This is a genomic window from Bradyrhizobium sp. GW821-FHT12B03 (assembly GCF_058807535.1).
Genome location: NZ_JBXAQU010000009.1, coordinates 113,819 through 138,790, shown reverse-complemented (window position 1 = coordinate 138,790; position 24,972 = coordinate 113,819). Strand labels below are relative to the sequence as shown.

The window sequence follows — 24,972 nt, the reverse complement described above, 5'->3', positions numbered from 1 at the left end:
GACATCGGGGGTGTGGCACGAGCTTCGGCTCTTATCTCAACCGTATGGTTGACCATTCACACGCCGTGAATGCAGATCCTCACCGTAAAACTGTCGGATACTTCATAGTTACAAGAATCCAGTTGCGCTAAGCCCGTAGTCGTCTACGTCTCAAACGGCACTTTTCAGGGGGCGAGCGCGACGGCGTGACCGATCCAGCAATTGTTCTCAGTCCGGCTCCGCGAGTCAGCCCAGCGCTCAAGCGTGCGCTGAATGATATGTTGGGCGGCAGCGCCGCCAGCGTCCTGACCGTCACATTCGGACTGTCCTACGCGCTGCTGATCTTCACAGGCCCGCTGTCGCCCTATCTGTCCTACGGGATTGCCGCGACTTTCATCAGCTCCGCGGTGCTCGCGGCCGTTATCGGGCTTGGCAGCTCGCTGCCTTTTGCCGTTGCCGCCCCCGACAGCTCGACCGCCGCAGTGACGGGCATCCTGGCAGCCTCGCTGGTCGAACGCATCGAGGCCGTCAATCCGTCGACGCAGCTGCTCGCGCCGGTTCTGATCACGCTTGGGCTGTCGACCGTGCTCACCGGGGTCGTGTTGTGCGGACTGGGCCTGACGCGGATGGGCCGCGCCATCCGCTACGTGCCCTACCCCGTGGTCGGCGGCTTCCTGGGAGCCACCGGACTTCTGATCGTCATGGGCGCGATCCGGGTGATCACCGGCCATCCGATTCAGCTCGCAACATTGTCGCGCTTTGCCGACGGCGTCACGCTTTCGGAGCTGGGTGCGGCCTGCGCGATGGCGCAGGTGCTGTACTTGACCTGGCATCGTTCGCGCAATTCGTTCGGACTGCCGATCATCCTGGTCGGCGGCATGCTCGTGGCGCACCTGGCCTTCTGGATCGCGGGCATCTCGACCGAGAACGCGCGCGCCTTGGGCTGGACTTTCCAGCCTCCGCCACCGGCGTCATTCATGCTGCCCTGGCATACCGATGATCTTGCCCGCTATCCCTGGTTTGCGGTTCCGGACCTGCTGGGCAATCTCGTCGCCGTCATCTTCGTTACGGCATCGAGCACCCTGTTCAACACCACCGGCATCGAGGTCGCCGTGCACCGCGAGGCCAATCTTGAGCGCGAGTTGAACGTCACGGGCGTCGCCAACATTCTGACCGGCGCGCTCGCCGGCTATGCCGGCTGCATCTCGGTCAGCCGCTCGATCCTGAATTTCAGCAGCGGCGGGCGCGGACGCCTGTCCGGACTCACGGTTGCGGCCCTGTCACTGCTGATGCTCGCGGTTGCGCCGGAGCTGCTCGGCTTCATGCCGAAATTCGTGCTTGGCGGCCTGCTGCTCTATCTCGGCGCAGACCAGCTCCACAAATGGCTCATCGAGTCGCGCAAGCGGCTCTCGAAGCTCGAATATTCGTCGCTGGTCGCCATCATCGCGATCATCGTCGTCTGGGGCTTCGTGCCCGGCATCCTGATCGGCGTGGTCATCGGCTGCGCGACCTTCGCGTTCAGCGCGGCGCGGGTCGAATCGATCAAATACAGCTTTGACGGCGCCGAATATCGCTCCTCGCTCGACCGCTCGCGCGACGACCAGGAGGTGCTGCTGGCTCATGGCGGCAAGATCCAGGGCCTCAACCTCCAGAGCTACCTGTTCTTCGGCTCCGCCAACCGGCTCTACCAGCATGTCAAGCAGCTGCTGCACGAACGCCCGGAGTGCCGCTACCTGCTGTTCGACTTCAAGCTGGTCACCGGCGTCGACTCGTCGGCGGCCTACAGTTTTGCGCAGATCAAGCGCAGCGCCGGTGACCTCGGCGTCGAGCTGATCCTGGTGCATCTGTCGGCCGCGGCGGAGAAGGTGCTGCGCTCAAGCGATTTCGTCGGCGACGGCGTCACCATCATTCCCGAGCTCGATCGTGCCCTGGAGTGGTGTGAGAACGAGCTCATTGCGCAGCATGCGGGGCTGGCGCAGGAAACGGCAAGCTTGCACGACTGGTTCGCGGGCATTCTCGACAGCGACGATGACGCCGACGAGCTGATCCGCCGCTGCCAGCGCCTCGAGGTGGAAGCCGGCGACATCATCGTGCAGGCCGGCGATCCCGCCGATTCCATGCACTTCATCCTCGACGGCCGCGTCGGCATCATGATTCCTGCCGAGGACGACCGCACCACGCGCGTGCGCAGCCTCGGCCGCTACACCACGATCGGCGAGATGGGCCTGGTGTCACGGACGCCGCGCAGCGCCACCATCCAGGCCGAGGTCGACAGCGTGCTGTATGTGCTGAACACGCACCAGTTCGACGCCATCAAGACCGAGGACCCCGCGCTCAGCCACAAGCTCTTGACCTATTTCGTGTCGGTCATGGCCGAGCGGCTGACATTTGCGAACCGGACGATCGCGGTGCTCAGGCGGTAGGCCTCGTCACCCGACCACAGACCCGGCGTCGTCCTGGCGAAAGCCAGGACCCATACCGCGAGGTCTATCGATTGCGAACGGTACAAGTACCGCACCGCCAATCTTCGCCAAACTTCTCCCTGGGGTAATGGGTCCCGGCTTTCGCCAGGACGACCAAGGAAGAGTACGGGCGTAATAGCGGCGCCTCACACCCCCGCCATCATCACGTATTTGATCTCGACATATTCTTCCATGCCGTGACGCGAGCCTTCGCGCCCGAGGCCGCTCTCCTTGACGCCGCCGAAGGGCGCGACTTCCGTGGTGATCAGGCCGGTGTTGACGCCGACCATGCCTGATTCCAGCGCTTCGGCGACGCGCCAGACGCGGCCGAGATCGCGGGAGTAGAAGTAGGAGGCGAGGCCAAACGGCGAGGCGTTGCACATCGCGACGACATCGGCTTCGTCCTTGAAGCGGATCACGGGTGCGAGCGGGCCGAAGGTTTCTTCCTGCGCCACCAGCGAATCCGGCTTGACGTCGGCAAGCACGGTCGGCTCGAAGAAGGAGCGGCCAAGCTCGCTGCGCTTGCCGCCGGTGACGATTTTGGCGCCGCGCTTCACAGCGTCCGCTATGTGCCGCTCGACCTTGTCGACCGCCTTCAAATTGATCAGCGGGCCCTGCGTGACGCCGCTCTCGGTGCCGTCGCCGATCTTCATCGCCGCGACCTTCGCCGACAGCTTCTTCACGAACTCGTCGTAGATCTTGTCCTGGGCGTAGATGCGGTTGGCGCAGACGCAGGTCTGGCCCATGTTGCGGTATTTCGAGACGATGGCGCCTTCGACTGCAGCATCGATGTCGGCATCGTCGAACACCACGAACGGCGCGTTGCCGCCGAGCTCGAGGCCGAGCCGCTTCACACCGACCGAGGCCTGCTGGTAGAGGATCTTGCCGACCGCGGTCGAGCCGGTGAAGCCGACGAAGCGCACCGCCGGATGCTCGCACAGCACCTTGCCGATCGGCGGCGCATCGCCGGTGATGATGTTGAGCACGCCCTTGGGAATGCCGGCCTTCTCGGCAAGCACGGCGAGCGCCAGCGCCGACAGCGGCGTCTCGTTGGCGGGCTTGAGCACCACGGTGCAGCCGGCGGCCAGCGCCGGCGAGACCTTTCGGGTGATCATCGAGTTCGGGAAATTCCACGGCGTGATGGCGCCGCAGACGCCGATCGGCTGCTTGATCGCGAGCAGGCGGGCATCGGGCCGCTGCGTCGGGATGGTCTCACCGTAGACGCGGCGGGCTTCCTCGGCGAAGAACTCGATATAGGCGGCGCCGATATCGACCTCGCCCAATGCCTCGGAGAGCGGCTTGCCCTGCTCGGAGGTGAGGATCAGCGCGAGGTCCTCGCGGTTGGCGGTGATCAGCTCGAACCATTTGCGCAGGATGTTGGAGCGCTGCTTGGCGGTGTGCTTGGCCCAGGCCGGGAACGCACGCTGGGCGGCTTCAACCGCCTTGGTCGTCTCGTCGGCACCAAGCTGCGGAACTTTTGCGAGCTCGATGCCGGTTGCGGGGTTGTTGACGGCGAAGACCGGCGTGCCGACCCAGGCGCCGTCGATATAGCAGGCTTCCTTCAGCAGCGAAGGGTCCTTCAACCGGTCGCGCAGGGTGGCGGTGGCGTGCTGGGCGCGTGCGGCGGCGGTTGGGGTCATGACGTTGCTCCCTGGGATGATCGGATCGGCCCGGAATATAGGGACAGCCGGCGCGCAATGCACCGTCCCGCAACGCACAGCTGCCTGTAGCTAAAGAGAGAGCGGCGATCTTATTGTTTGAGCATGATCTTTTCGGAAAACCGCTGCACACTTTTCCGGATCATGCTCTACGCCGCGCCGCTCATATAGGTCTCGCGCCGGCCGATCATGCGCTCGGCGGCGGCCTTGGCGTCGGCCTTCGAGGAGGTGGCACAGGTCCGGTATTCGAGATCGGGGACATCGGACGCGTTGCGGCGACCGAACCAGGATTTTGAGCCGACCGGCAGCAACGCCAGCGCCTGCGCCAGATTGTCGACCGCGCCGAACGAATAAAGCGCGCCGGTGCCGGCGATGCGGACCTCATAGATCCCGGGCGAGATCGGCGCCTCGAGATTCTCGCCCCGTCCGGGACGGGGATAGCGCTTCCATTCGCTCCAGGTCGAAATCATCTGAGGTCCCCCTCGCGGCCGGTGGCGGCCACCAAATTTGCATCAAGTCTTAACGTCGGCCGTCGATTGGGCCGAGTGCTGAACGCCGCATCGCACAAAATGTTTCAAGTGCTTCAAACGCTCGAAACATATCGCCAGAGCCCATCCACGGTCACGGTCGGTTGCGGCCATCCACCGCAGTTTGTGACGGAGTGTTGCAGTTCGGCCGCCTTGTCGTCCTGCGTGAGGCGCAGGCCGTCAAGTCACGACATCGCGACCGCCGCCGGCCCATGGCCGCGCTTGCCGCGCGGGGCATGTGGGAGGACAATCGACCGCTTCCAACAATAATCAAACCGGAGGAAACGCGCATGCGAAGCCAAGCCCAGATCGACGAGATTCTGCGTAAGACAAGCGACACCAAGGAGATTCCCGGCGTCGTGGCCGTCGCCGCCAGCGGTAACGACGTGCTGTATCAAGGCGCGTTCGGCAAGCGCGATCTGTCCAAGCCCGCCGCGATGACGGCGGACAGCGTGTTCTGGATTGCCTCGATGACGAAGGCGGTGACATCAGCGGGCGCGATGCAACTGGTCGAGCAAGGCAAGCTGTCGCTGGACGCGCCGATCGGTAACGTGCTGCCCGATCTCGCCCAGCCGCAGGTGCTCGAAGGCTTCGATGCCAAGGGCGAGCCGAAGCTGCGGCCGGCCAAGGGGCCGATCACGCTGCGCCAGCTCATGACCCACACCGCCGGCTTCTGCTACGACATGTGGAACGGCAATATCGGCACTTATCTCGAAAAGACCGGAACGCCCGGCATCATCACCTGCCAGAACGCCGCGCTGAAGACGCCGATCGCCTCCGACCCCGGCACACGCTGGGAATACGGCACCAATATCGATTTCGTCGGCAAGGCGGTGGAAGCCGTCAGCGGCAAGCGGCTTGATGCCTATCTGCGCGACAATCTTTTTGCCCCACTCGGAATGTCTGACACCGGCTTCAAGATCACCGACAGCATGCGTGAGCGGCTGGTCGGCATGCATGCGCGCGGCGAGGACGGCCAGCTTGCCGCGATCCCGTTCGAGCTCGAACAGAATCCGGAATTCTGCATGGGCGGTGGCGGCCTCTATGCGACCGCGGCCGACTACATCAAGTTCACCCAGATGATCCTGAACAAGGGCCGCGGCAACGGCAACCAGGTGCTGAAGGCCGAGACGGTCGCGACGATGGGGCAGAACCATATCGGCGATCTCAACGTCACCAAGATGACTTCGGTGGCGCCGATGTACACCAACGACGTCGATCTCTATCCGGACCAGGTGAAGAAGTGGGGCCTCAGCTTCCTCATCAACACCGCCAAGACGCCGGAAGGCCGCAGCCCGAACAGCCTCGCCTGGGCGGGCCTCGCCAACACCTATTACTGGATCGATCCTGCGCGCGACGTCACCGGCGTGATCCTGATGCAGCTACTGCCGTTCGCGGACGGCAAGTGCCTGGAAGCTTTTGCCGGATTCGAGCGCGGCGTCTATGCCGGGCTCGATGCGGGGAGCGGGCAGAAGGCGGCGTGAGAGGCTGAGCCACCTCGCCAGACGACGACTGTCATTCCCCGCCTTGTGCGCACTTGCGCACTGGAGCGGGGAATCCAGTACGCCGCGGCTTCTCGATAAACCATTGACGTCTCGGCGTACTGGGTCGCCCGGTCAAGGCCGGGCGATGACAGCGGAGAGTGTGGGAAGCGCGTGCCACAAGCTCGTCATTGCGAGCGTAGCGAAGCAATCCAGACTGCCGCCGCGGAGGGACTCTGGATTGCTTCGCTTCGCTCGCAATGACGGAGAAAGAGGCGAGCGTTACGCCGTCAGCCCGCGCTGCTCGGCCAGCTCCTTCAGCGACACAAGCGGACGTGCGCCGATGTGCTGGATCACTTCGGCCGCCGCGAGTGCGCCGAGCTCGCCGCACTGCTTGTACGGCAGGTTGCGCGCCAGGCCATAGAGGAAGCCGGCGGCGAAGAGATCGCCGGCGCCGGTGGTGTCGACGAGTTTTGCGATGGGAGCGGCCGGCGCGGCGACGGCGTCTTCAGCCGAAACCACCATGCAGCCCTTCTCGCTGCGGGTGACCACGCCGAGATTGACGTCATTGCGCAGCTGCTTCAGCGCGGTGTCGAAGTCCGAGGTCATGTAGAGCGAATGCAGCTCGGACTCGTTGGCGAAGACGATGTCGACGGTGCCGTTGCGCATCAAGGACAGGAACTCGTCGCGATAGCGATCGACGCAGAAGGAATCCGACAGCGTCAGCGCCACCTTGCGCCTGGCGTCATGGGCGATCTTGGCGGCCTTGACGAAGGCCTCCTTGGCGTTCTTGGGGTCCCACAGATAGCCCTCGAGATAGACGATGCCGGCGCCCGCGATCTCGGCCGGGTCGATGTCGGCGGGCGACAAATCCTGCGCGGCGCCGAGATAGGTGTTCATGGTGCGCTCGCCATCGCCGGTGACCAGGATGTAGGAGCAGCCGGTGGCGGGGCCGTCCTTGGCGGCGGGCGTGTTGAAGGCGACGCCGGCTGAGCGGATGTCGTGGACGTAGAGCTTGCCGATCTGGTCGTCCTTGACCTTGCCGACATAGGCGGCACGTGCGCCGAGGCTGCCGATGCCGACGATGGTGTTGGCGGCAGATCCCCCCGAGACTTCCGTCGCCGGGCCCATGTCGCCGTAGATGGCGGCGGCCCGCGCCTCGTCGATCAGCGACATGCTGCCCTTGGTCATGCCATGCTTGGCGAGGAAAGCCTCATCGGTCTTGACCAGCACGTCGAACAGCGCATTGCCGATCCCGAGAACGTCATATTTCACGTCAGCCATTCACCTTGATCCTCTTGCCGGATTGCGATTGCCGGGAAAATCCGCTTCCTGTCGGCCTGAAATCTGGCTCGCGGCCTATCACGACCGGGCCGGCACGGGCAAGCAACGGTATTATTAAAGAGCAATGATCCGCTCCTTCCTGACCGTCTCGACGGGAACACTGGCCTCGCGGCTGCTCGGTTTTGCCCGCGATTCCCTGATTGCGGCCCTGCTCGGCACCGGCGCGGTGGCGGATGCGTTTCTGGCCGCCTTCCAGCTCGTCAACGTGGTGCGGCGGCTGCTCAGCGAGGGAGCCCTGAACGCGGCGCTGATCCCGGCCTGGCTGCGCGTCCGTGACCGCGATGGCGCGGAAGCCGCCTCCGCCTTCGCGGGACGCGTGCTCGGCACGGTCAGCGCGGCCCTGATCGCGATCTCGGCCGTCATTGCGCTGGTGATGCCGCTGATCATCACGGTGATCGCGCCGGGATTTCTCGGAAGCCCCACGCTCGATCTCGCCGTCCAAAACGCGCGGCTGATGCTGCCCTATCTTGCCTTCGCCGGCCCCGTCACCGTGCTGATGGGGCTGCTCAACGCGCGAGGGCGCCTTGCGCTCACCGCGTTCTCGCCGCTGCTGTTCAACATCGCCCTGATCGCCGCGATTGCGGTGCTGCTCGTCTGGCACGCCGATGCAACCTCCGCCGCGTGGATGCTGGCGGCGACCGTCGGCATCGCCGGCCTTCTGCAGCTCGCCATGCTGCTGTCACAGCGCAGTGGACGGCTTGCGACCCCGTTGCGCGTCAGCTTCGACAAGGAGATGCGCGGCTTCTTCGCCAAGGCGATTCCCGGCATGATCGCGAGCTCAGGCCCGCAATGGCTGATGGTGGCAGGCGCGATCATCGCATCCGCCACGCCGTCCGCCGTCTCCTGGCTCTACTTCGCCAATCGCCTGATCGAACTGCCGCTCGGCATCGTCGGCGTCGCCATGGGCACGGTGCTGGTGCCGGAGCTGACGCGCGCCGTCACCGGCGGCGACCGCGACGCGGTGGCGCATGCGGAATCGCGCGCGCTGGAGCTCGCAGCCGGGTTGGCGCTGCCGGCAACCCTCGGCCTGATCGTGCTGGCCGGGCCGATCGTGCGGCTGTTGTTCGAGCATGGCGCCTTCAGCGCCGATGACAGCGCGGCCACCTCGCGCGCGCTGATGTGGCTGGCACTGGGCCTGCCGGCCCACGTGCTGATCAAGGCGCTGTCGCCGGCGTTCTATGCCCGCAGCGACACGATGACGCCGCTGCTCGCAACGGCCAAAGGCTTTGCGGTCGCGATCGCGCTCGCAGTGCTGCTCGGCCATTTTTTCGGCGCGAGCGGGATCGCCGCAAGCATCGCGGCCGGGGCCTGGAGCAGCGCGCTCTCGTTGCTGCGGAAGGGCACGGCCGAATTCGGCTTCTCGATCGACGCGAGCGCCCGCAAGCGGCTGCCGCGGATCGGGCTCGCCGCTGCCGCCATGGGCGCCCTGCTCTGGCTGACCGCGGGCCTGGCGCCTGCCGAAGCGCATGGCCTCGTCAAATTCATCGTTCTGGGCGTGCAGATCGCGGCCGGCATCGCCGTCTACGGCCTGCTCCTGCAAACCCTCGGCGCGGCCTCCTGGCGCGAGGCGGCTGCCGCATTCAGGCGGCCCGCACATTAGAGCGTCCGTCGGCCGGGTCTTCACCTCTCCCATGGGAGAGGTGGAATTACCCTTGACGGGGCAGCGCCGCTGTTGGAAACGACGGCCCGAATACATCCAGGAACACTCGCCATGCCATTCGTTGAACGGGTCTTTTCGGGCGTCCAGCCGACGGGCAATCTGCACCTCGGCAATTACCTCGGCGCGATCGTCAACTTCGTGAAGATGCAGGAAACCCACAACTGCATCTATTGCGTCGTCGACATGCACGCGATCACGCAGGGCGTGGACGTCTGGGGCGGACCGGCCGAGCTCGCGCGCAACACCCGCGAGGTGACCGCGGCGTTCATCGCCAGCGGCATCGATCCGAACAAGCACATCGTGTTCAACCAGAGCCAGGTCTCCGGCCACGCCGAGCTCGCCTGGATCTTCAACTGCGTCGCGCGCATGGGCTGGCTGGGCCGCATGACCCAGTTCAAGGAGAAGGCCGGCAAGGACCGCGAGAACGCGTCCGTGGGTCTGTTCGACTATCCCGTGCTGATGGCCGCCGACATCCTGCTTTACCGCGCCACCCACGTTCCGGTCGGCGAGGACCAGAAGCAGCATCTCGAGCTCTCGCGCGACATCGCGCAGAAGTTCAACAACGACTTTGGCGACTCGATCCGTAACCTCGGTGCCAATGACGGCCTGTTCTTCCCACTGCCGGAACCCCTGATCACGGGACCGGCGACGCGCGTGATGAGCTTGCGCGACGGCACCAAGAAGATGTCGAAGTCGGATGCTTCTGACAATTCGCGCATCAACCTCACCGACGATGCCGACACCATCGCGCAGAAGATCCGCAAGGCGAAGACCGATCCGGAGCCGCTGCCGTCAGAGGAAAAGGGCCTGGAAGCGCGTCCCGAGGCCGACAATCTCGTCGGCATCTTCGCGGCGCTCTCCGGCCGTCCCAAAGCGGACGTGCTCAGGGAATTCGGCGGCGGGCAGTTCTCCAGCTTCAAGAACGCGCTGGCGGAGCTGTGCGTCACCAAGCTCGCGCCGATCGCCGGCGAAATGAAGCGCCTTGTCGCCGACCCCGGCCATATCGACGCCATCCTGAACGAGGGTGCCGACCGGGCCCGCGCCATCGCCGACGAGACCATGAAGCTCTCGAAGGACATCGTCGGCTTCATCCGCCGGCGCTGACGATCGCTGCTGCGAAGTCTGGCCGATGCTACGGCGTCGGCCGACGTCCCCTCTCCCAATCGAACAGGGAGTGTGGCAGCATGCCAGTTGTGCACACGCCGGAACATGCATGACCAGCAAGCGACTTTGCTTCGAGCCGGGTCACAAGCCCAAATGCCTCGTCATCGTCGACGACACCGCCGAATGGGACCGCGCGGTCTATTACGCCAGCCGCTGGGCGATCCGCGCCGGCGGCGGCGTGGTGATGCTGCGCATCATCGAGCCTGAACAACAGACCCAGGAATGGCTTGGTGTCGCCGACATCATGCGCGCCGAAGCGCGTGAGGCTGCGGAAGCCGCACTCGACCACGCCGCCGGCCGTGCCAACGGCATCGCCGCGATCACGCCGGAACGGGTGATCCGAGAAGGCGCGGCGATGGAGCAGCTGCTCGCGGTGATCGACGAGGACCCCGACATCGCCATGCTGGTGCTCGCCGCCAGCCCCGGCGCAGAGGGGCCGGGACCTCTGGTCAACCTGCTGGCGCATACGCTGGGCACGTTTCCGGTGCCGGTGACGGTCATTTCCGGCGCACTCAGCGACGAAAGCGTGGATTCGCTATCGTAGCGCTTTGCACGGAGCGAAGCGACACGCGAAGCGGGGTGGGGTGGGGTGACGGTCTATCCTCATCGAACAGTGCCCGTGTGGAGAGATCACCCCACCCCGCTCGCGCTTCGCGCAATCGACCCTTCCCCTCCAGGGGAGGGTAAGCGGAGCTCAACCCTCTGAGAATCTTGAACTAATATCCCACGTCCCCTTGATCGTGCGTTCGCCGTCGCCATCTGCTAGGAAATAGGCCACGCGCCGGCCTTGAACCGGCGACGTCTGGAGAAAACCATGTTCATTCAAACCGAAGCCACCCCCAATCCCGCCACGCTGAAGTTCATTCCTGGCCGCACCGTGGTCGACGGCAGCCCGATGGAATTCGCGAGCCGCGAAGCGGCCGCGCAGTCGCCATTGGCCGAAAAGCTGTTCGAGGTGCCCGGCGTCACCGGCGTGTTCTACGGATCGGACTTCATCACCGTGACCAAAGCGAACGGTGAATGGCAGCAGCTCAAGCCCGCGATCCTCGGCGCCATCATGGAGCACTACATGTCCGGCGCGCCTCTGCTCGCCGACGGCGCAGCTCAGAGCGCTGCCGATCTCGACGACGAGGACGAGTTCTTCGACGAGTCCGATGCCGAGACCGTCGACATGATCAAGGATCTGATCGAGACCCGCGTGCGGCCCGCCGTCGCCAACGACGGCGGCGACATCACCTTCCGCGGCTTCAAGGACGGTATCGTCTATCTCAACATGAAGGGCTCCTGCGCCGGCTGCCCGTCCTCGACCGCGACGCTCCAGCACGGCATCCAGAACCTGCTCAAGCACTTCGTGCCCGACGTGGTCGAAGTCCGGCCGATGTGAGCGGTAGGTGAGTAGCGAATGGCGAATAGGATTCCGATCGGCTAGACTATTCGCTGTTCGCCAACCGCCAACCGCTTTTCCATGCTGATCCTTGCCATCGATACCGCGCTCGAGGCGTGCGCGGCCGCCGTGCTCGATACCGACGCCGGCGAGCTGCTTGCGCAGGAGCAGCTCCTCATGAAGCGCGGTCATGCCGAGGCGCTGATGCCGATGATCGCGCGCGTGATGCAATCGGCCAATCTCGCCTTCACCGCGCTCGGCCGCATCGCCGTCACAATCGGCCCCGGCAGCTTCACCGGCCTGCGCGTCGGCATCTCGGCCGCCCGCGGCCTTGCGCTCGCGGCGAAGCGGCCGGCCGTCGGGCTGACGACGTTGTCGGCCTACGCGGCCGCCGTCGTCGGCCAGAGCAAATCGGCACCGGTGATCTCGGCGATCGATGCGCGGCACGATCACGTCTATTTCCAGATCGTCGCCGGCGACGGCAGCCAGCTGGTGCGGCCGGCCGTTGCTTCCATCGACGAGGCGATCGCGGCCTCGCAATTCGGCGCGCCGCATCTGGTCGGCAACGCCGCAAACATCCTCGCCGATCGCTGGCCGAAGGATGCACCGCAACCCGTCGCGGTCGACGCGCAGGCCGCGCCCGATATCGGCTGGGTCGCATGGCTTGGCGCGGCCGCCGATCCCGAGACAAATCCGGCGCGGCCGTTCTATCTGAAGGCGCCCGATGCAAAGCCGGCCGCACAGCCGCCGCTCGCGGCTCAAGCCGCAACCCCATGATGAGATGGCTGTCGGAATGGTGGCGCGGCGGCACGGCCGCCGTCGAGCCCGCTTCCGCGCGTGATGCCGTGCGGCTCGCGCAGCTTCACGGCGCCTCGTTCGCGCACGGCTGGGGCGAAGGCGAGTTCGAGACCATGCTCAGCGAGCGCAATACGCTGGTGCATCGGCTGCGCCTCGGTCGCAAGACGATCGGCTTTGCGGTGTCGCGGATCGGCGCAGACGAAGCGGAGATCCTCTCGATCGCGGTCGACCAGGCCCATCGCGGCCGCGGCCTCTCCCGCACCCTGCTGATGACCCATCTCGGTCATCTCGCCGGGCGCGGCGTGCGCACGATATTTCTCGAAGTCGAGGAAAATAACCAGCCGGCGCGGCGGCTCTACGATCGAGCCGGATTCATGGTGGTCGGACGCCGCGAACGCTACTATAAGCAGCCGAACGGGGAACAATTGAACGCCCTTCTGATGCGACGTGACTTGTCGTAATATTGATGGCAGATAGCGCCCCGTCAGGCAGACAACACATGACCGGACTTAAAGCTTCCGCCGCATCCAAGGCCTCCGGCATCGAGGCGCGCTGTGCCGCCACCGGCATGCGCATGACCGAGCAACGCCGCGTCATCGCGCGCGTGCTGGCGGAGGCTGTCGATCATCCCGACGTCGAGGAATTGTACCGGCGCTGCGTCGCCGTCGACGACAAGATCTCGATCTCGACCGTGTATCGCACCGTAAAACTGTTCGAGGATGCCGGCATCATCGAGCGGCATGACTTCCGCGAAGGCCGCGCGCGCTACGAGACGATGCGCGACAGCCACCACGACCACCTCATCAATCTGCGCGACGGCAAGGTGATCGAGTTCACCTCCGAGGAGATCGAGAAGCTGCAGGCGGAGATCGCCCGCAAGCTCGGCTACAAGCTGGTCGACCACCGGCTCGAGCTCTATTGCGTCCCACTCGACGACGACAAGCCGACGTCTTGATGGGCAAAGCTTTCGGTGACCTCTCTTCACCTCTCCCCAACGGGGAGAGGTCGATTTGCGAAGCAAATCGGGTGAGGGGCCTCCGGTCCCACGAGAGATCAGATCCCCTCACCCGGCGCTTCGCGCCGACCTCTCCCTTTGGGAGAGGTGGCACCGTCCGCACCGCACCAAGTCATCTCAATCTCACCGCGAACTGATGTCCATCGACCTCATCATCTTCGATTGCGACGGCGTGCTCGTGGACAGCGAGGTCATCTCCTGCCGCGCGCATGCCGATGTGCTGACGCGGCACGGCTATCCGATCACATCCGAGCAGGTGTTCACGCGCTTCCTCGGCCGCTCGACAAAACAGGCGAATCTCGAGATCGAGACCGAACTCGGTCGCAAGCTGCCCGAGGCCTATCACGGCGATCTTCAGGACGAGCTGTTTCGCGCATTCGAAGCCGACCTCGAAGCGATCCGCGGCATTCACGACGTGCTCGACGTCGTGACGCAATCTGTCTGCGTTGCCTCGAGCGGCTCGCATCAGCGCATGCAGGTAAGCTTGGGGAGCACCGGCCTCCATGAGCGCCTTGCGCCAAACATCTTCTCGTCCTCGCAGGTCAAGAACGGCAAGCCGGCGCCGGACCTGTTCCTGTTCGCAGCCAGCGAAATGGGCGTGCCGCCCGAACGTTGCGTCGTGATCGAGGACAGCCTGGCCGGCATCGCCGGGGCGCGCGCGGCCGGCATGACCGTGTTCGGCTTTTACGGTGGCAGCCATTGTGGGGCCGGTCATGACGAGACCCTGCGCCAGGCCGGCGCCGACCTGACCTTTGCCGACATGCATCAGCTGCCCGAGCTGGTCCGGCGCGTCGAGGCGGACGCCCTGACGGGCTGATTTGGGGGCAAAACCTCTGGATTCGGCACCTCACGCTGGCGCTCGCCCGGAATGACGGCCCAACGACCCCCATTCGCTGGATTTTCCCCCCTCCAACCTATATCTGAGGGCCGTCCTCCACCTCCATTCCGGGTTCCATGACGCCGCCGCGCAAGCTGCACATCAAATCTTATGGCTGCCAGATGAACGTCTACGATGCCCAGCGCATGGTGGACACGCTGGCCCCGGAAGGATTCGTGGAGACGGCCAACGCCGAGGACGCCGACCTCGTCATCCTCAACACCTGCCATATCCGCGAGAAGGCGTCGGAAAAGGTCTATTCCGAGCTCGGGCGCCTGCGCGTCGCCAAGAACGAGGCCGCACGCGGCGGCCGGACGATGCAGATCGCAGTCGCGGGCTGCGTGGCGCAGGCCGAAGGTAGCGAGATCGCGCGCCGCGCGCCCGTCGTCGACGTCGTGGTCGGTCCGCAGAGCTATCATCACCTTCCGGAGCTTCTGAAGCGCGCGCGCGACGAAGGCCGCGCGATCGAGACCGAATTTCCGGCCGCGGACAAGTTCGGCTTCCTCGCGCAGCCGAAACCCGATGCGATCCGCGCCCGCGGCATTTCCGCCTTCGTCACGGTGCAGGAAGGCTGCGACAAGTTCTGCACCTTCTGCGTGGTGCCCTATACGCGCGGCGCGGAAGTGTCGCGTCCTGTGGCAAGGATCGTCGACGACGTGAAGCGGCTTGCCGACAACGGCGTGCGCGAGCTCACGCTGATCGGGCAGAACGTGAACGCCTATCACGGCGACGGACCCGACGGAAAAACCTGGCCGCTCGGCCGGCTGCTCGAACATCTAGCGGCAATTCCCGGCATCGCGCGGCTGCGTTATTCGACCAGCCATCCAAGCGACGTCGATGACAGTCTGATCGCGGCCCATCGCGATCTCGAGGCCTTGATGCCGTTCGTGCACCTGCCGGTGCAGTCGGGCTCGGACCGGATTCTGGCGGCCATGAACCGGAAACATACCGCCGATGATTATCTTCGTGTCATCGACCATTTCCGGGCCGCGCGCCAAGACATTGCTTTTTCATCAGATTTTATCGTGGGCTTCCCCGGCGAGAGCGAGCAAGATTTTCTCGCCACCCTCGCGCTTGTCACGCAAATCGGCTACGCTGCGGCTTATTCGTTCAAATACTCCGCCCGGCCGGGAACGCCGGCCGCGGACATGCAGGAGACGGTGTCCCCTTCCGAGATGGACCAGCGATTGGAGCGGCTCCAGGAACTGATCGACAGCCAGCAATCGGCCTTCAACAAGGCTGCGATTGGCTCAACGGTCGACGTGCTGTTCGAGCGTCCGGCCCGCAAGGACGGCCAGATCGTCGGCCGAACCGCCTTCCTCCAGCCTGCGCATGTGATGGCCTCGCCCGACATCATCGGACAAATCCTGCCGGTCCGGATCGACAGCCTCGAGCGCTACAGCTTCCTCGGCGAGCTCGCCACACCGCGCACCGCGCGCGAGCCCGCTTTATCAACCATCGCCACGGGAGCCTGAACCCTTGCCAAAAAGCGCATCGGATTCGCCTTCGTTCGCTCCCAGCCGCAAATTTGACCGCGACATGCAAGTTCCGCCCGAGACCCAGGTCGTCATCGACTTCGACGACAATCGCGCCGCATCGGCGCTGGTCGGCCCCTACGGCCAGCACCTCGCGCAGATCGAGCGACGGCTCGGCGTCGTCGTCGATTCCAAGGGCAACCACATCACCATCGGTGGCTCGCGTGACGGCTGCGATGCCGCGCGCCGCGTGCTGGAAATGCTCTACGCCCAGGCGGTGAAGGGGCAGGACCTCGACCAGGGCGAGGTCGAAGGCGCGATTCGCGCCGTGATCGCGCAGGGCTCGCTGTTCGAGTTCGACGCCAAGTCGGCCAAATCGACCTTCGACAGCATCAATTTGCGCAAGCGCCCGGTGCGCGCGCGCACCGCCGCACAGGACTCCTACATCCGCGCGCTGAAGCGCCACGAGCTGGTGTTCGGTATCGGGCCTGCCGGCACCGGCAAGACCTGGCTCGCGGTTGCGCATGCCGCGCAATTGTTCGAGCGCAAGGAGGTCGACAAGATCATCCTGTCGCGCCCGGCGGTGGAAGCCGGCGAGCGGCTCGGCTTCTTGCCCGGCGATCTCCGCGAGAAGGTCGATCCCTATCTGCGCCCGATCTATGACGCGCTGTACGATCTCATGGACGCGCGCATCGTCGAGCGCGCGCTCCAGACCGGCGAGATCGAGATCGCGCCGCTCGCCTTCATGCGCGGCCGCACGCTCACCAATGCCGCCATCATCCTGGACGAGGCGCAGAACACCACGTCGATGCAGATGAAGATGTTCCTGACCCGTCTCGGCGAGAACAGCCGCATGATCGTGACCGGCGACCCCTCGCAGATCGACCTGCCGAACGGCCAGACCTCGGGTCTCGCCGAGGCGACCCGTCTGCTGGGCGGCGTCGAAGGCATTGCGCAAGTTCATTTCAAAGCCGAGGACGTGATCCGCCACGAGCTCGTGGCGCGGATCGTCGCCGCCTATGAAGGGTCGCCGCAGCGGCCGGCCAACGGCAAATCCTGACGAGACAGCAACCGGACCATGCGGGCGCGGACGCCGGCGCCTTTTCGTTCCGAACAAAGACAATGTCACACCCCAACCTTCCCATGACCGAGGTCCTCGTCGTCGCCGATTGCTGGCAGCGCGAACCCGATTCCGAAGCCGTGATCCAGCGCGCGGTCGCGGCCGCCGCCGAGAGTGTCGACGAAGACGTTGCGGAGGCGGAAGTGGCCGTGATGCTGACCGACGATGCCGGCATCCGCACGCTCAACAGCAACTGGCGCGGTATCGACAAGCCGACCAACGTGCTGTCGTTTCCCGCACTCCAGCCCGAAGGCGAATGGAAGGAAGGCGATGCGCCGCGCATGCTCGGCGACATCGCGATCGCCTACGAGACCATGCGGCGCGAGGCCGACGAGGAAAAGAAGCCGTTCGACCACCATCTGAGCCATCTCGCCGTGCACGGTTTCCTGCACCTGATCGGCTACGACCACGAGAACGACGACGACGCGGAGGAGATGGAAGCGCTGGAGACGCAGATCCTGGCTCATCTCGGCATTCCCGATCCCTATGCCGACCGCGCGGGGACGCACTGACATGCCGGATTCCGAGCCGATCCACGACAATCCCCGCAACACGCCCAATTTGCCCGCCGTGGTGACGCCAGGCGAGGTGCTGCGCCCGACCGCCGAAGGCTGGCTACTGCGCGCCATCCGCACGCTGTTCGGCTGGAAGGCGGGATCGGTACGCGACGATCTCCAGGTCGTGCTCAACGCCGCGACGCCCGACGACACCGGCTTCTCCGCCGTCGAGCGCACCATGCTGCGCAACATCCTCGGTCTGCACGAGCGCCGCATCGCGGACGTCATGGTGCACCGCGCCGACATCATCGCGGTGAAGCGCGACATTCCGCTCGGCGAGTTGATGGACCGCTTCGAAAGCGCCGGCCATTCGCGCCTCGTCGTCTACAACGAGACGCTCGACGATCCCGTCGGCATCGTCCATATCCGCGACCTGCTCGCGTTCATGACCGCGCGGGCACGCGTGTCGGACGCCGCCAAGACCAAGCGCAAGAAGCCGCTGCCGGCCGGCCTCGACCTTCGTACCGTCGATCTTGCGCTGCCGCTCGAGGATGCGCGCATCATCCGCAAGCTGCTCTACGTGCCGCCGTCGATGCGGGCGATCGACCTGCTCGCGCAGATGCAGGCCACGCGCATCCATCTGGCGCTGGTGGTCGACGAATATGGCGGCAGCGACGGACTGGTCTCGCTCGAGGACATCGTCGAGCAGATCGTCGGCGAGATCGACGACGAGCATGACAGCGACGAGCCGCCCTCGATCGTGCGCCTGCCCGACAACGCCTTCATCGCCGACGCCCGCGCCAGCCTCGACGACGTCCGCACCGTGATCGGCGAAGACTTCGTCACCGGCGAAGCCGGCGAGGAAGTCGAGACGCTGGGCGGCTATCTCGTCAGCTTCGTCGGGCGCCTGCCGGTGCGCGGCGAGGTGATCTCGGGCCCCGGCAATTACGAGGTCGAGGTGCTCGACGCCGATCCGCGCCGCGTCAAGCGGCTGCGGATCGCGACGCGGAAGGAACGCCCCGCGCCGCGCACCCAGCGCGAGAGCCGACGCCGCGAGGCCGCGCCGGACAGCGGTCAACCGCCGGCCAGTGACACGCCGACCCCGCCGCCGAGCGACGGGACCGGTCCACAGTGAGCGCGTTCCAGCGACTCCGGCAGATTGCGCTTGCCATCATCCTCACCTGGGGATGGAAGCGCGCCCTCATCGCGATGGCCGCCGGCGCGCTGTCGGTGCTGGCGCTGGCGCCGTTCAACGCCTTCCCGGTGCTGTTCCTCACATTCCCGGTGCTGGTCTGGCTGATCGACGGCGCCGGCGCCGGACGATACGGCGGGGTCCCCGCCGCGGCGCTGACCGGCTACTGGTTCGGGCTCGGCTATTTCGTCCCCGGCCTCTACTGGATCGGCTACGCCTTCTTCGTCGACGCCGACGTGTTCGCATGGCTGACGCCGTTCGCCGTGCTGGGCCTGCCGGCCTATCTGTCCATCTTCACGGCGATCGGATTTGCGCTCGCCCGCCTGCTCTGGACCAAGAACGCCACGCGCGTGCTTGCGCTCGCGGCAAGCCTCACCATCGCCGAATGGCTGCGCGGTCACGCGCTGACCGGGTTCCCCTGGAACGCGTTCGGCTATGCGCTGTCCGAACCGCTGCCGCTGGCGCAGACGGCGTCGCTGATCGGCCTGTGGGGCATGACGTTCCTGACGGTTGCGATCTTTGCGAGCCCTGCGACGCTGATCGACCGCACGCCAGACCGCCGCGTAGCCTGGCACGCGTCGGCCGCCGCAGTTGCGCTTCTGATTGTCATGAGCATCTTCGGCGCGATCCGCCTGTCGCTGCATCCGACCACGATGGTCGCGGGCGCCAAGCTGCGCCTGATGCAGCCGAACCTCCAGCAGGACGCAAAATTCAACTACGCCGCCAAGGCGGAGGTGATGAAGAAATACCTGGCGCTGTCGGACCGCGCCTCCGGACCGCAATCGACCGGCGTGCGCGATGCCACTATCCTGATCTGGCCGGAATCCGCCTTTCCGTTCTTCCTGACCCGCGAAGCCGACGCGATGGCGCAAATCGCCGAGCTGCTGCCGAAGGGCACGGTGCTGATCACGGGTTCGGTCCGCGCGCCCGACCTGCCGCGGGGAACACCGATCACGCGTGCCTATAACTCGATCTACGTGATCGATCACGATGGCAGCGTGCTCGCGGTCTACGACAAGCTGCATCTGGTGCCGTTCGGAGAATTTCTTCCCTACCAGGACCTGATGGAGAAGCTCGGCTTCGAACAGCTCACGCGTGTGCGCGGCGGCTTCATCGCCGGCACCGTGCGGCATGCGCTGCAGGTCGCGGGCGCGCCGCCCGCGCTGCCGCTGATCTGCTACGAAGCAATCTTTCCCGGCGAGGTTGCCGGACGCAACGAGCGTCCGGGCTGGATCGTGAACCTCACCAATGACGGCTGGTTTGGCATTTCGACCGGACCCTATCAGCATCTGGAGCAGGCGCGGATGCGCGCGATCGAGCTCGGCTTGCCGCTGGTCCGCTCCGCCAATACCGGCGTCTCCGCGGTGATCGATCCGGCGGGACGAACCGTCGCCAGCCTCGGTCTCGGCGTCGAAGGCATTTTGGATGCAACCCTGCCCGCCGCGATCCCGCCGACGATCTATGCGCGGGTGGGCGACGTGCCCGCAGCCGTGCTCGTCGCGCTGGCCATGCTTCTCGCGGTCCGCCGACGTGTTGCCAAACGGCACCCCTGATCCCGCCGTCACCGCCGAGGCGGCCGGAATCCTTTGACAACCGTGGTCCCACGGTTGACAGACTGCACGCGGGTTCCTCATTCTGCACCGGCTGCGAAAGACAGCGGTGCATTGCTAAATTTCTCCGCAATGTTTCCCAATAACAGGGTTTGATTTTGACGATGCTTGCACCTGAGGCATTCTTTCTGATTGCGCCGAAGGTGATGTTTGGAGGGCTGAGGAAATGTCGAAAGCGCCCAACCCTGTTGACAAGTATGTCGGCAGTCGCGTGCGAATGCGCCGCATCATGTTGGGCATGAGCCAGGAGAAGCTCGGTGAAGCTTTAGGCCTGACTTTCCAGCAGATCCAGAAATACGAGAAGGGCACGAACCGGGTCGGCGCGAGCCGCATCCAGCAGATTGCCGAAATTCTCCAGGTGCCTGTGTCTTTCCTGTTCGAGGGCGGACCGAGCGGTGTGGCCGGGCCGGACGGCTTCGCGGAAGGCGCCTCGCCCTCCTACGTCTCCGACTTCCTCGCGACCTCCGAAGGTCTCGCTTTGACCAAGGCGTTCACCCGAATCACCGATTCGAAGATGCGCCGCTCCATCGTCGATCTCGTCGAGCAGATCGCCGCCCGCGAGGGTCCCGACAAGCGCTGAGGCGCGCCAGCTCAATCCGAATTGAGGCTGCGCCAAATCTGGCCTATGTCGTCATTTGCGGCCGCGCCTTGATGCGCGTTCTCCCGGATGATGCGATTCAAAGGCATAGATGCGCCCATGGCGAGCTCCAACTGGTTCGATACCCAAACTATTCTCGACGGCATCCGACGCTGGGTGGAGATCGAGACGCCGACGGAGGCGCCCGAACAGGTCAACAGGCTGGTGTCGCTGGTCGCGGATCATTATCGCGATCTGCCCGTCACGCTCGAGCGCATCGCCGGCGTCGACGGCTGCGGCGATCATCTCCTGGCACGCTCGGCCTGGGGCCAGGACCAGCCCGGCATCCTGGTGCTGAGCCACCTCGATACCGTTCACCCCCTGGGATTCATCGAGCGCCTGCCGTTCAAGGTCGAAGGCGACATCGCATTCGGTCCCGGCATCTACGACATGAAGGGCGGCGCCTATATCGCCCATCACGCGTTTGCGGCGCTTTGTGCCACGGCCGAGCGTTCGCCGCTCGGCATCACCCACTTGTTCACCTCCGACGAGGAGATCGGCAGCCCCACCTCGCGCGCACTGATCGAGAAGGAAGGGCGCAAGGCCAAATACGTGCTGGTGACGGAGCCGGCGCGCGACGGCGGCAAGATCGTCACCGGACGCAAGGGCGTCGGGCGCTTCCAGGTGTTCATCAAGGGCGTGCCGGCGCATGCCGGCTCGCGGCCCGAGGACGGCCGCAGCGCCGTCCGCGAGCTCGCCAACGTCATCCTGGCGCTGGAGGGGATGAACGACCCGGCGCGCGGCGTCTCCGTGAATGTCGGTGTGGTCCGCGGCGGCACGCGCCCCAACGTGACGCCGGAAGAGGCCTATGCCGAAATCGATCTGCGCGTGCCGAGCTTCACCGATGCGGACGAATTCGTCGGCAAGATCCTCGGGCTGAGGTCGAAGACGGACGGCGTCACCGTCAAGGTCACGGGCGAGCTCAATCGGCCGCCCTACGAGAAGGGCAATGCAGGCGCCTCGCTGTACGAGCACGCCAAGACGCTCGCCGCGGAGATCGGCTTCGATCTGGTCGACACCTACACGGGCGGCGGCTCGGACGGCAATTTCACCGCTCCCTACACCGGCACGCTCGACGGGCTCGGCGTCGACGGCAAGGGCGCGCACACCCATTATGAGCAGCTCTATGTCTCGTCGCTCGAACCGCGCGCGCGGCTGCTCCATCGCCTGTATCAGACGCTGCGATGAGCGAACGCAAGTCGGATCCCGAGCGCGACGACAGCGAACGCGCCTTCTTCGGACGCCGCAAAGGCCACAAGCTCAGGCAGCACCAGGCCGAGTTGATCGATCATCTGCTGCCGCATCTTGCGCTCGACATCGCTGGCGAGAGGCCGGCTGAGGCCCGCGAGATCTTCGATCCTGCGGCGGAGGATGTGCGGCTCGAGATCGGTTTTGGCGGCGGCGAGCATCTCGCAGCCGAGGCACAGAACTTCGCCACGACCGGCTTCATCGGCTGCGAGCCCTATGTCAACGGCATGGCGAAGATCCTCGCGCAGATCGAGGCCGCCAACATCGCCAATATCCGCCTGTTCGCCGGCGACGCCGCCGAGCTGCTGGCCTGGCTGCCGAAGGAATCGCTGTCGCGGATCGACCTGATCCATCCGGATCCCTGGCCGAAGCGGCGGCACTGGAAACGGCGTTTCGTCCAGGACAGGACGATCGCCGCAATGGCGCGCGTGCTGAAGCCCGGCGGCGAATTCCGCTTCGTCTGCGACATCGACGATTATTGCGCCTGGACGCTGTCGCATCTGGCGCGCTCGGCGGATTTCGAATGGCTTGCGGAGCGCGCCGACGATTTCCGGCAGCCATGGGACGGCTACACGATGACGCGCTACGGCCGGAAGGCCGCGCGCGAAGGACGCAAGGCGGCTTACCTGCGGTTCAGGCGGCTCTAGATCGTCTGCCGGTTGCGCCAGAAATTCACGACGCGTTCGGCCGTCGTCGGCATCAGGCGCGTGAAGTTCATGCGGGCGGCCTCGAGGTCGGCATCGGCAGGGGTGCGATGCGGACCGTACCACAGCAGGATGAGTGCGCGCACCGTGGGCCAGCCGAGATTCAGCACGCGCCCCAGGATCAGGATCGGATCGTAGCGGTCGCCCGCGATCAGGCGGTCGAGGATCGCGAGGCGGACGCCGGCCATCGCCGAAAGCGAGGCGATCGATTCCTCGTATTTGTTTGCCTTGGCAAAGCCGAGCAGCGCGCTCTCGCCGAGATGCCCCTCGCGATGCAAGGCGAGCACCGTGCGCTGCGCCGCCGAGAAATCGCGCCGCGGTCCGGGCGGCAGCGCGGCCTCCTCGATCGCCGCCATGGCGCGTTTGATCTCGACCTTGCGCGCGGGATTGACCACGCTGGAGAGGCGGCGGCGGATGACGTCGAGCGTGCCGTCGAGAAGCTCTTTGAGGTGCTCGCCCGAAAGATCGTTGCGCTGGCCGATCCTGAGCGTCAGCACGCCGTCCTGCGCGGCACGCTTGATCAGCTCGGAATAGCTGCCGGGCGAGAACACGGCCCCGGCATTGCCCGCGGCGCGGCGCACCACGTCGCGATCGCCGCGCTCGACCAGCACGTCGGTGACGACAGAGGGCAGGACGGGGCGTTCCGTCATCGCCAGCAGATGACCCTGGCCCTTCAGCCGCGCGATCTCGACCAGCGCGGCCTCGTCGAGCACGGGCGAGCGGCGCAGCACGGGGCCTGCCACCATGATCTCGTTTTCGCGCGCGAGCTGATTCACCAGGTGCCGCGGCGCGTTGTCCAGGTGCGAGAGGCGCTCGGCGAGATCGACGCGCGAGGCGAGCTCGGCATGCGGGACGAGATCGATCAGGAGATCGTCGAAGAGATCGATGAGCTCGGGCCGGAGCTTGGCAGGATCCTGGAAGAACAGCTCGGCGATGGCCCGCGCGATTTCGCCACGGCGCCTGGGGTCGCCGCGTTTGACGATATCGTCCAGTCCGGGAATGAGCGACGTGGCAACGGTCATGGAAACGCAAACTCGTACAGGGCACGCCGCGGGTGCGCCCTTGGTCCAAGTCGCCCCACAATCAGGGAATTTAGGCTTGGTTGATGAAGGAAGCGTTGCGCGCGGGACCGCTCGACGGGCGCAAAAAGCCTCGCCTGCCCTGCGATGGGCCTTGTCCGGGAGGGCGGAACGGGCTATATCAGCGCCAATTCATCTTCTCATACGATCCGCGTAGTGAGAGTGGGCCCGAAAGGACCCGCTCTTTTTTGTTACCTGAGCGCGGCTTGGCGGAAGATGTGGCCCGGCGAGCTGCCGGGAGAGTTCCGAAGCGGGCTTTGAAATCTTAATCAAGCCTTAACCATCGAGCGCCTTGACCCTGGATATGACCGAACCGACCACTGGTTCCACGGATGCCGAGTTGCTGGCCGAGCCGAGGCTCGTGGTCGAGCCGGGCGTCGCGGCACGGGTGTCCGCGGTGGCAGCTCCCGTGCTCCAGGGCATGGGATACCGCCTGGTGCGGATCCGTATTTCCGGGGAGGCCGGCTGCACCGTGCAGATCATGGCCGAGCGGCCGGACGGCACGATGCAGATCGAGGATTGCGAGGCGATCTCGCGGGCGCTGTCGCCCGTGCTCGACGTCGCCGACCCCATTGATCGCGCCTATCGGCTGGAAATCTCCTCGCCGGGGATCGACCGCCCCCTGGTGCGGCGGTCCGATTTCGAGCGCTATGCCGGGCATCTGGTGAAAGTCGAGATGGCGGTCGCCCATGAGGGCCGGAAGCGGTTCCGCGGCATGATCGGCCCGGTCGAAGGCGACCGCGTGCATCTGCATCGCGACGACGTCAAGGCGGACGAGGAACGCGACGTTCTCCTGACGATGGAGGATATCAGCGAGGCCCGTCTGGTGCTGACCGATGAGCTGATCGCCGAATCGATGCGCCGTGGCAAGGCCGCGGCACGCGAGATGCGCCGCAATCTCGGCCTGGAGCCGCCGGCTGCGCCTCACGCGAAGATCAGCGAAAAAACGACCAAGAACACCAAGCCGGTCAAGAAGCCGGCACCGACCAATACGAAGAAGCATCGCCTGGCCGCCGAACGCGCGCGGCGCGGCGAGATCGAGCCTGACGAAGGAGACTAGC

The 24,972-nt window shown here is 65.5% G+C and carries 23 protein-coding genes; 19 read left to right on the top strand and 4 right to left on the bottom strand.

Annotated features, from left to right (window positions below; genetic code table 11):
* Nucleotides 1-185: 185 nt before the first annotated feature.
* Nucleotides 186-2,402: an SLC26A/SulP transporter family protein gene (locus tag AC1RUR_RS19140; protein WP_492846722.1), complete on the top strand. Its 2,217-nt coding sequence runs from the start codon at nucleotides 186-188 to the stop codon at nucleotides 2,400-2,402.
* Nucleotides 2,403-2,587: 185 nt separating this feature from the next.
* On the opposite strand, the gene AC1RUR_RS19135 is transcribed toward AC1RUR_RS19140, so the two are convergent.
* Both AC1RUR_RS19135 and AC1RUR_RS19130 read right to left on the bottom strand, forming a co-directional pair.
* Complete coding sequence (locus AC1RUR_RS19135) at nucleotides 2,588-4,081, bottom strand: NAD-dependent succinate-semialdehyde dehydrogenase (protein ID WP_492846720.1); 1,494 nt, start codon at nucleotides 4,079-4,081, stop codon at nucleotides 2,588-2,590.
* 167 nt (nucleotides 4,082-4,248) lie between these two features.
* Nucleotides 4,249-4,569, bottom strand: a complete 321-nt coding sequence (locus AC1RUR_RS19130) for a hypothetical protein (RefSeq protein WP_211395159.1) — start codon at nucleotides 4,567-4,569, stop codon at nucleotides 4,249-4,251.
* 347 nt (nucleotides 4,570-4,916) lie between these two features.
* Between AC1RUR_RS19130 and AC1RUR_RS19125 the strand changes: the two genes are divergently transcribed.
* Nucleotides 4,917-6,110, top strand: a complete 1,194-nt coding sequence (locus tag AC1RUR_RS19125) for a serine hydrolase domain-containing protein (protein WP_492846718.1) — start codon at nucleotides 4,917-4,919, stop codon at nucleotides 6,108-6,110.
* A gap of 279 nt (nucleotides 6,111-6,389) precedes the next feature.
* Here AC1RUR_RS19125 and AC1RUR_RS19120 read toward each other — a convergent pair whose 3' ends face one another.
* The gene (locus AC1RUR_RS19120; protein WP_492846716.1) at nucleotides 6,390-7,391 is read right to left on the bottom strand and encodes an adenosine kinase; all 1,002 of its coding nucleotides are present in this window, start codon (nucleotides 7,389-7,391) and stop codon (nucleotides 6,390-6,392) included.
* Between the two features lie 124 nt (nucleotides 7,392-7,515).
* On the opposite strand from AC1RUR_RS19120, the gene murJ reads away from it, so the two are divergent.
* From murJ to trmB, 16 genes are all read left to right on the top strand, one after another.
* Nucleotides 7,516-9,051 carry a murein biosynthesis integral membrane protein MurJ gene (gene murJ / locus AC1RUR_RS19115; RefSeq protein WP_492846714.1) on the top strand — a complete coding sequence of 512 codons (1,536 nt, stop codon included), beginning with the start codon at nucleotides 7,516-7,518 and terminating at the stop codon, nucleotides 9,049-9,051.
* Nucleotides 9,052-9,162: 111 nt separating this feature from the next.
* Nucleotides 9,163-10,215 (top strand): tryptophan--tRNA ligase, encoded by a 1,053-nt coding sequence (gene trpS, locus AC1RUR_RS19110; RefSeq protein ID WP_492846712.1) that lies wholly within the window; start codon nucleotides 9,163-9,165, stop codon nucleotides 10,213-10,215.
* A gap of 109 nt (nucleotides 10,216-10,324) precedes the next feature.
* The gene (locus tag AC1RUR_RS19105; protein WP_492846710.1) at nucleotides 10,325-10,819 is read left to right on the top strand and encodes a universal stress protein; all 495 of its coding nucleotides are present in this window, start codon (nucleotides 10,325-10,327) and stop codon (nucleotides 10,817-10,819) included.
* Between the two features lie 270 nt (nucleotides 10,820-11,089).
* Nucleotides 11,090-11,659 carry a NifU family protein gene (locus tag AC1RUR_RS19100; protein ID WP_492846708.1) on the top strand — a complete coding sequence of 190 codons (570 nt, stop codon included), beginning with the start codon at nucleotides 11,090-11,092 and terminating at the stop codon, nucleotides 11,657-11,659.
* An 81-nt stretch (nucleotides 11,660-11,740) separates the two neighbouring features.
* Nucleotides 11,741-12,436, top strand: a complete 696-nt coding sequence (tsaB, locus tag AC1RUR_RS19095; protein WP_492846706.1) for a tRNA (adenosine(37)-N6)-threonylcarbamoyltransferase complex dimerization subunit type 1 TsaB — start codon at nucleotides 11,741-11,743, stop codon at nucleotides 12,434-12,436.
* The gene (gene rimI, locus AC1RUR_RS19090) at nucleotides 12,433-12,918 is read left to right on the top strand and encodes a ribosomal protein S18-alanine N-acetyltransferase (protein ID WP_492846704.1); all 486 of its coding nucleotides are present in this window, start codon (nucleotides 12,433-12,435) and stop codon (nucleotides 12,916-12,918) included. The genes tsaB and rimI overlap by 4 nt, the downstream gene beginning before the upstream one ends.
* Nucleotides 12,919-12,956: 38 nt before the next feature.
* Nucleotides 12,957-13,412, top strand: coding sequence for a Fur family transcriptional regulator (locus tag AC1RUR_RS19085; protein WP_008540193.1), 456 nt, complete (start codon nucleotides 12,957-12,959; stop codon nucleotides 13,410-13,412).
* 196 nt (nucleotides 13,413-13,608) lie between these two features.
* Nucleotides 13,609-14,289: an HAD family hydrolase gene (locus AC1RUR_RS19080; RefSeq protein WP_492846702.1), complete on the top strand. Its 681-nt coding sequence runs from the start codon at nucleotides 13,609-13,611 to the stop codon at nucleotides 14,287-14,289.
* 137 nt (nucleotides 14,290-14,426) lie between these two features.
* Nucleotides 14,427-15,824 (top strand): tRNA (N6-isopentenyl adenosine(37)-C2)-methylthiotransferase MiaB, encoded by a 1,398-nt coding sequence (miaB, locus tag AC1RUR_RS19075; RefSeq protein WP_492846700.1) that lies wholly within the window; start codon nucleotides 14,427-14,429, stop codon nucleotides 15,822-15,824.
* A 64-nt stretch (nucleotides 15,825-15,888) separates the two neighbouring features.
* The gene (locus AC1RUR_RS19070; protein WP_492846698.1) at nucleotides 15,889-16,884 is read left to right on the top strand and encodes a PhoH family protein; all 996 of its coding nucleotides are present in this window, start codon (nucleotides 15,889-15,891) and stop codon (nucleotides 16,882-16,884) included.
* 83 nt (nucleotides 16,885-16,967) lie between these two features.
* Nucleotides 16,968-17,456, top strand: a complete 489-nt coding sequence (gene ybeY, locus AC1RUR_RS19065; RefSeq protein WP_492846696.1) for an rRNA maturation RNase YbeY — start codon at nucleotides 16,968-16,970, stop codon at nucleotides 17,454-17,456.
* A gap of 1 nt (nucleotide 17,457) precedes the next feature.
* Nucleotides 17,458-18,576 carry a hemolysin family protein gene (locus tag AC1RUR_RS19060; protein WP_492846694.1) on the top strand — a complete coding sequence of 373 codons (1,119 nt, stop codon included), beginning with the start codon at nucleotides 17,458-17,460 and terminating at the stop codon, nucleotides 18,574-18,576.
* The gene (lnt, locus tag AC1RUR_RS19055) at nucleotides 18,573-20,186 is read left to right on the top strand and encodes an apolipoprotein N-acyltransferase (protein WP_492846692.1); all 1,614 of its coding nucleotides are present in this window, start codon (nucleotides 18,573-18,575) and stop codon (nucleotides 20,184-20,186) included. The genes AC1RUR_RS19060 and lnt overlap by 4 nt, the downstream gene beginning before the upstream one ends.
* 223 nt (nucleotides 20,187-20,409) lie before the next feature.
* Nucleotides 20,410-20,823 carry a helix-turn-helix domain-containing protein gene (locus AC1RUR_RS19050; protein WP_008131807.1) on the top strand — a complete coding sequence of 138 codons (414 nt, stop codon included), beginning with the start codon at nucleotides 20,410-20,412 and terminating at the stop codon, nucleotides 20,821-20,823.
* 87 nt (nucleotides 20,824-20,910) lie between these two features.
* On the top strand, nucleotides 20,911-22,068 hold the full coding sequence (locus AC1RUR_RS19045; RefSeq protein ID WP_492846690.1) for a M20 family metallopeptidase: 1,158 nt from the start codon (nucleotides 20,911-20,913) through the stop codon (nucleotides 22,066-22,068).
* Entirely contained in the window at nucleotides 22,065-22,775 is a 711-nt protein-coding gene (gene trmB / locus AC1RUR_RS19040) for a tRNA (guanosine(46)-N7)-methyltransferase TrmB (protein WP_492846688.1), read from the top strand. The genes AC1RUR_RS19045 and trmB overlap by 4 nt, the downstream gene beginning before the upstream one ends.
* Here trmB and AC1RUR_RS19035 read toward each other — a convergent pair.
* Nucleotides 22,772-23,854: a DUF2336 domain-containing protein gene (locus AC1RUR_RS19035; RefSeq protein ID WP_492846686.1), complete on the bottom strand. Its 1,083-nt coding sequence runs from the start codon at nucleotides 23,852-23,854 to the stop codon at nucleotides 22,772-22,774. The two genes, trmB and AC1RUR_RS19035, sit on opposite strands and share 4 nt — an antisense overlap.
* A gap of 361 nt (nucleotides 23,855-24,215) precedes the next feature.
* Between AC1RUR_RS19035 and rimP the strand changes: the two genes are divergently transcribed.
* Nucleotides 24,216-24,971: a ribosome maturation factor RimP gene (rimP, locus tag AC1RUR_RS19030; protein ID WP_492846684.1), complete on the top strand. Its 756-nt coding sequence runs from the start codon at nucleotides 24,216-24,218 to the stop codon at nucleotides 24,969-24,971.
* Nucleotide 24,972: the final 1 nt, after the last annotated feature.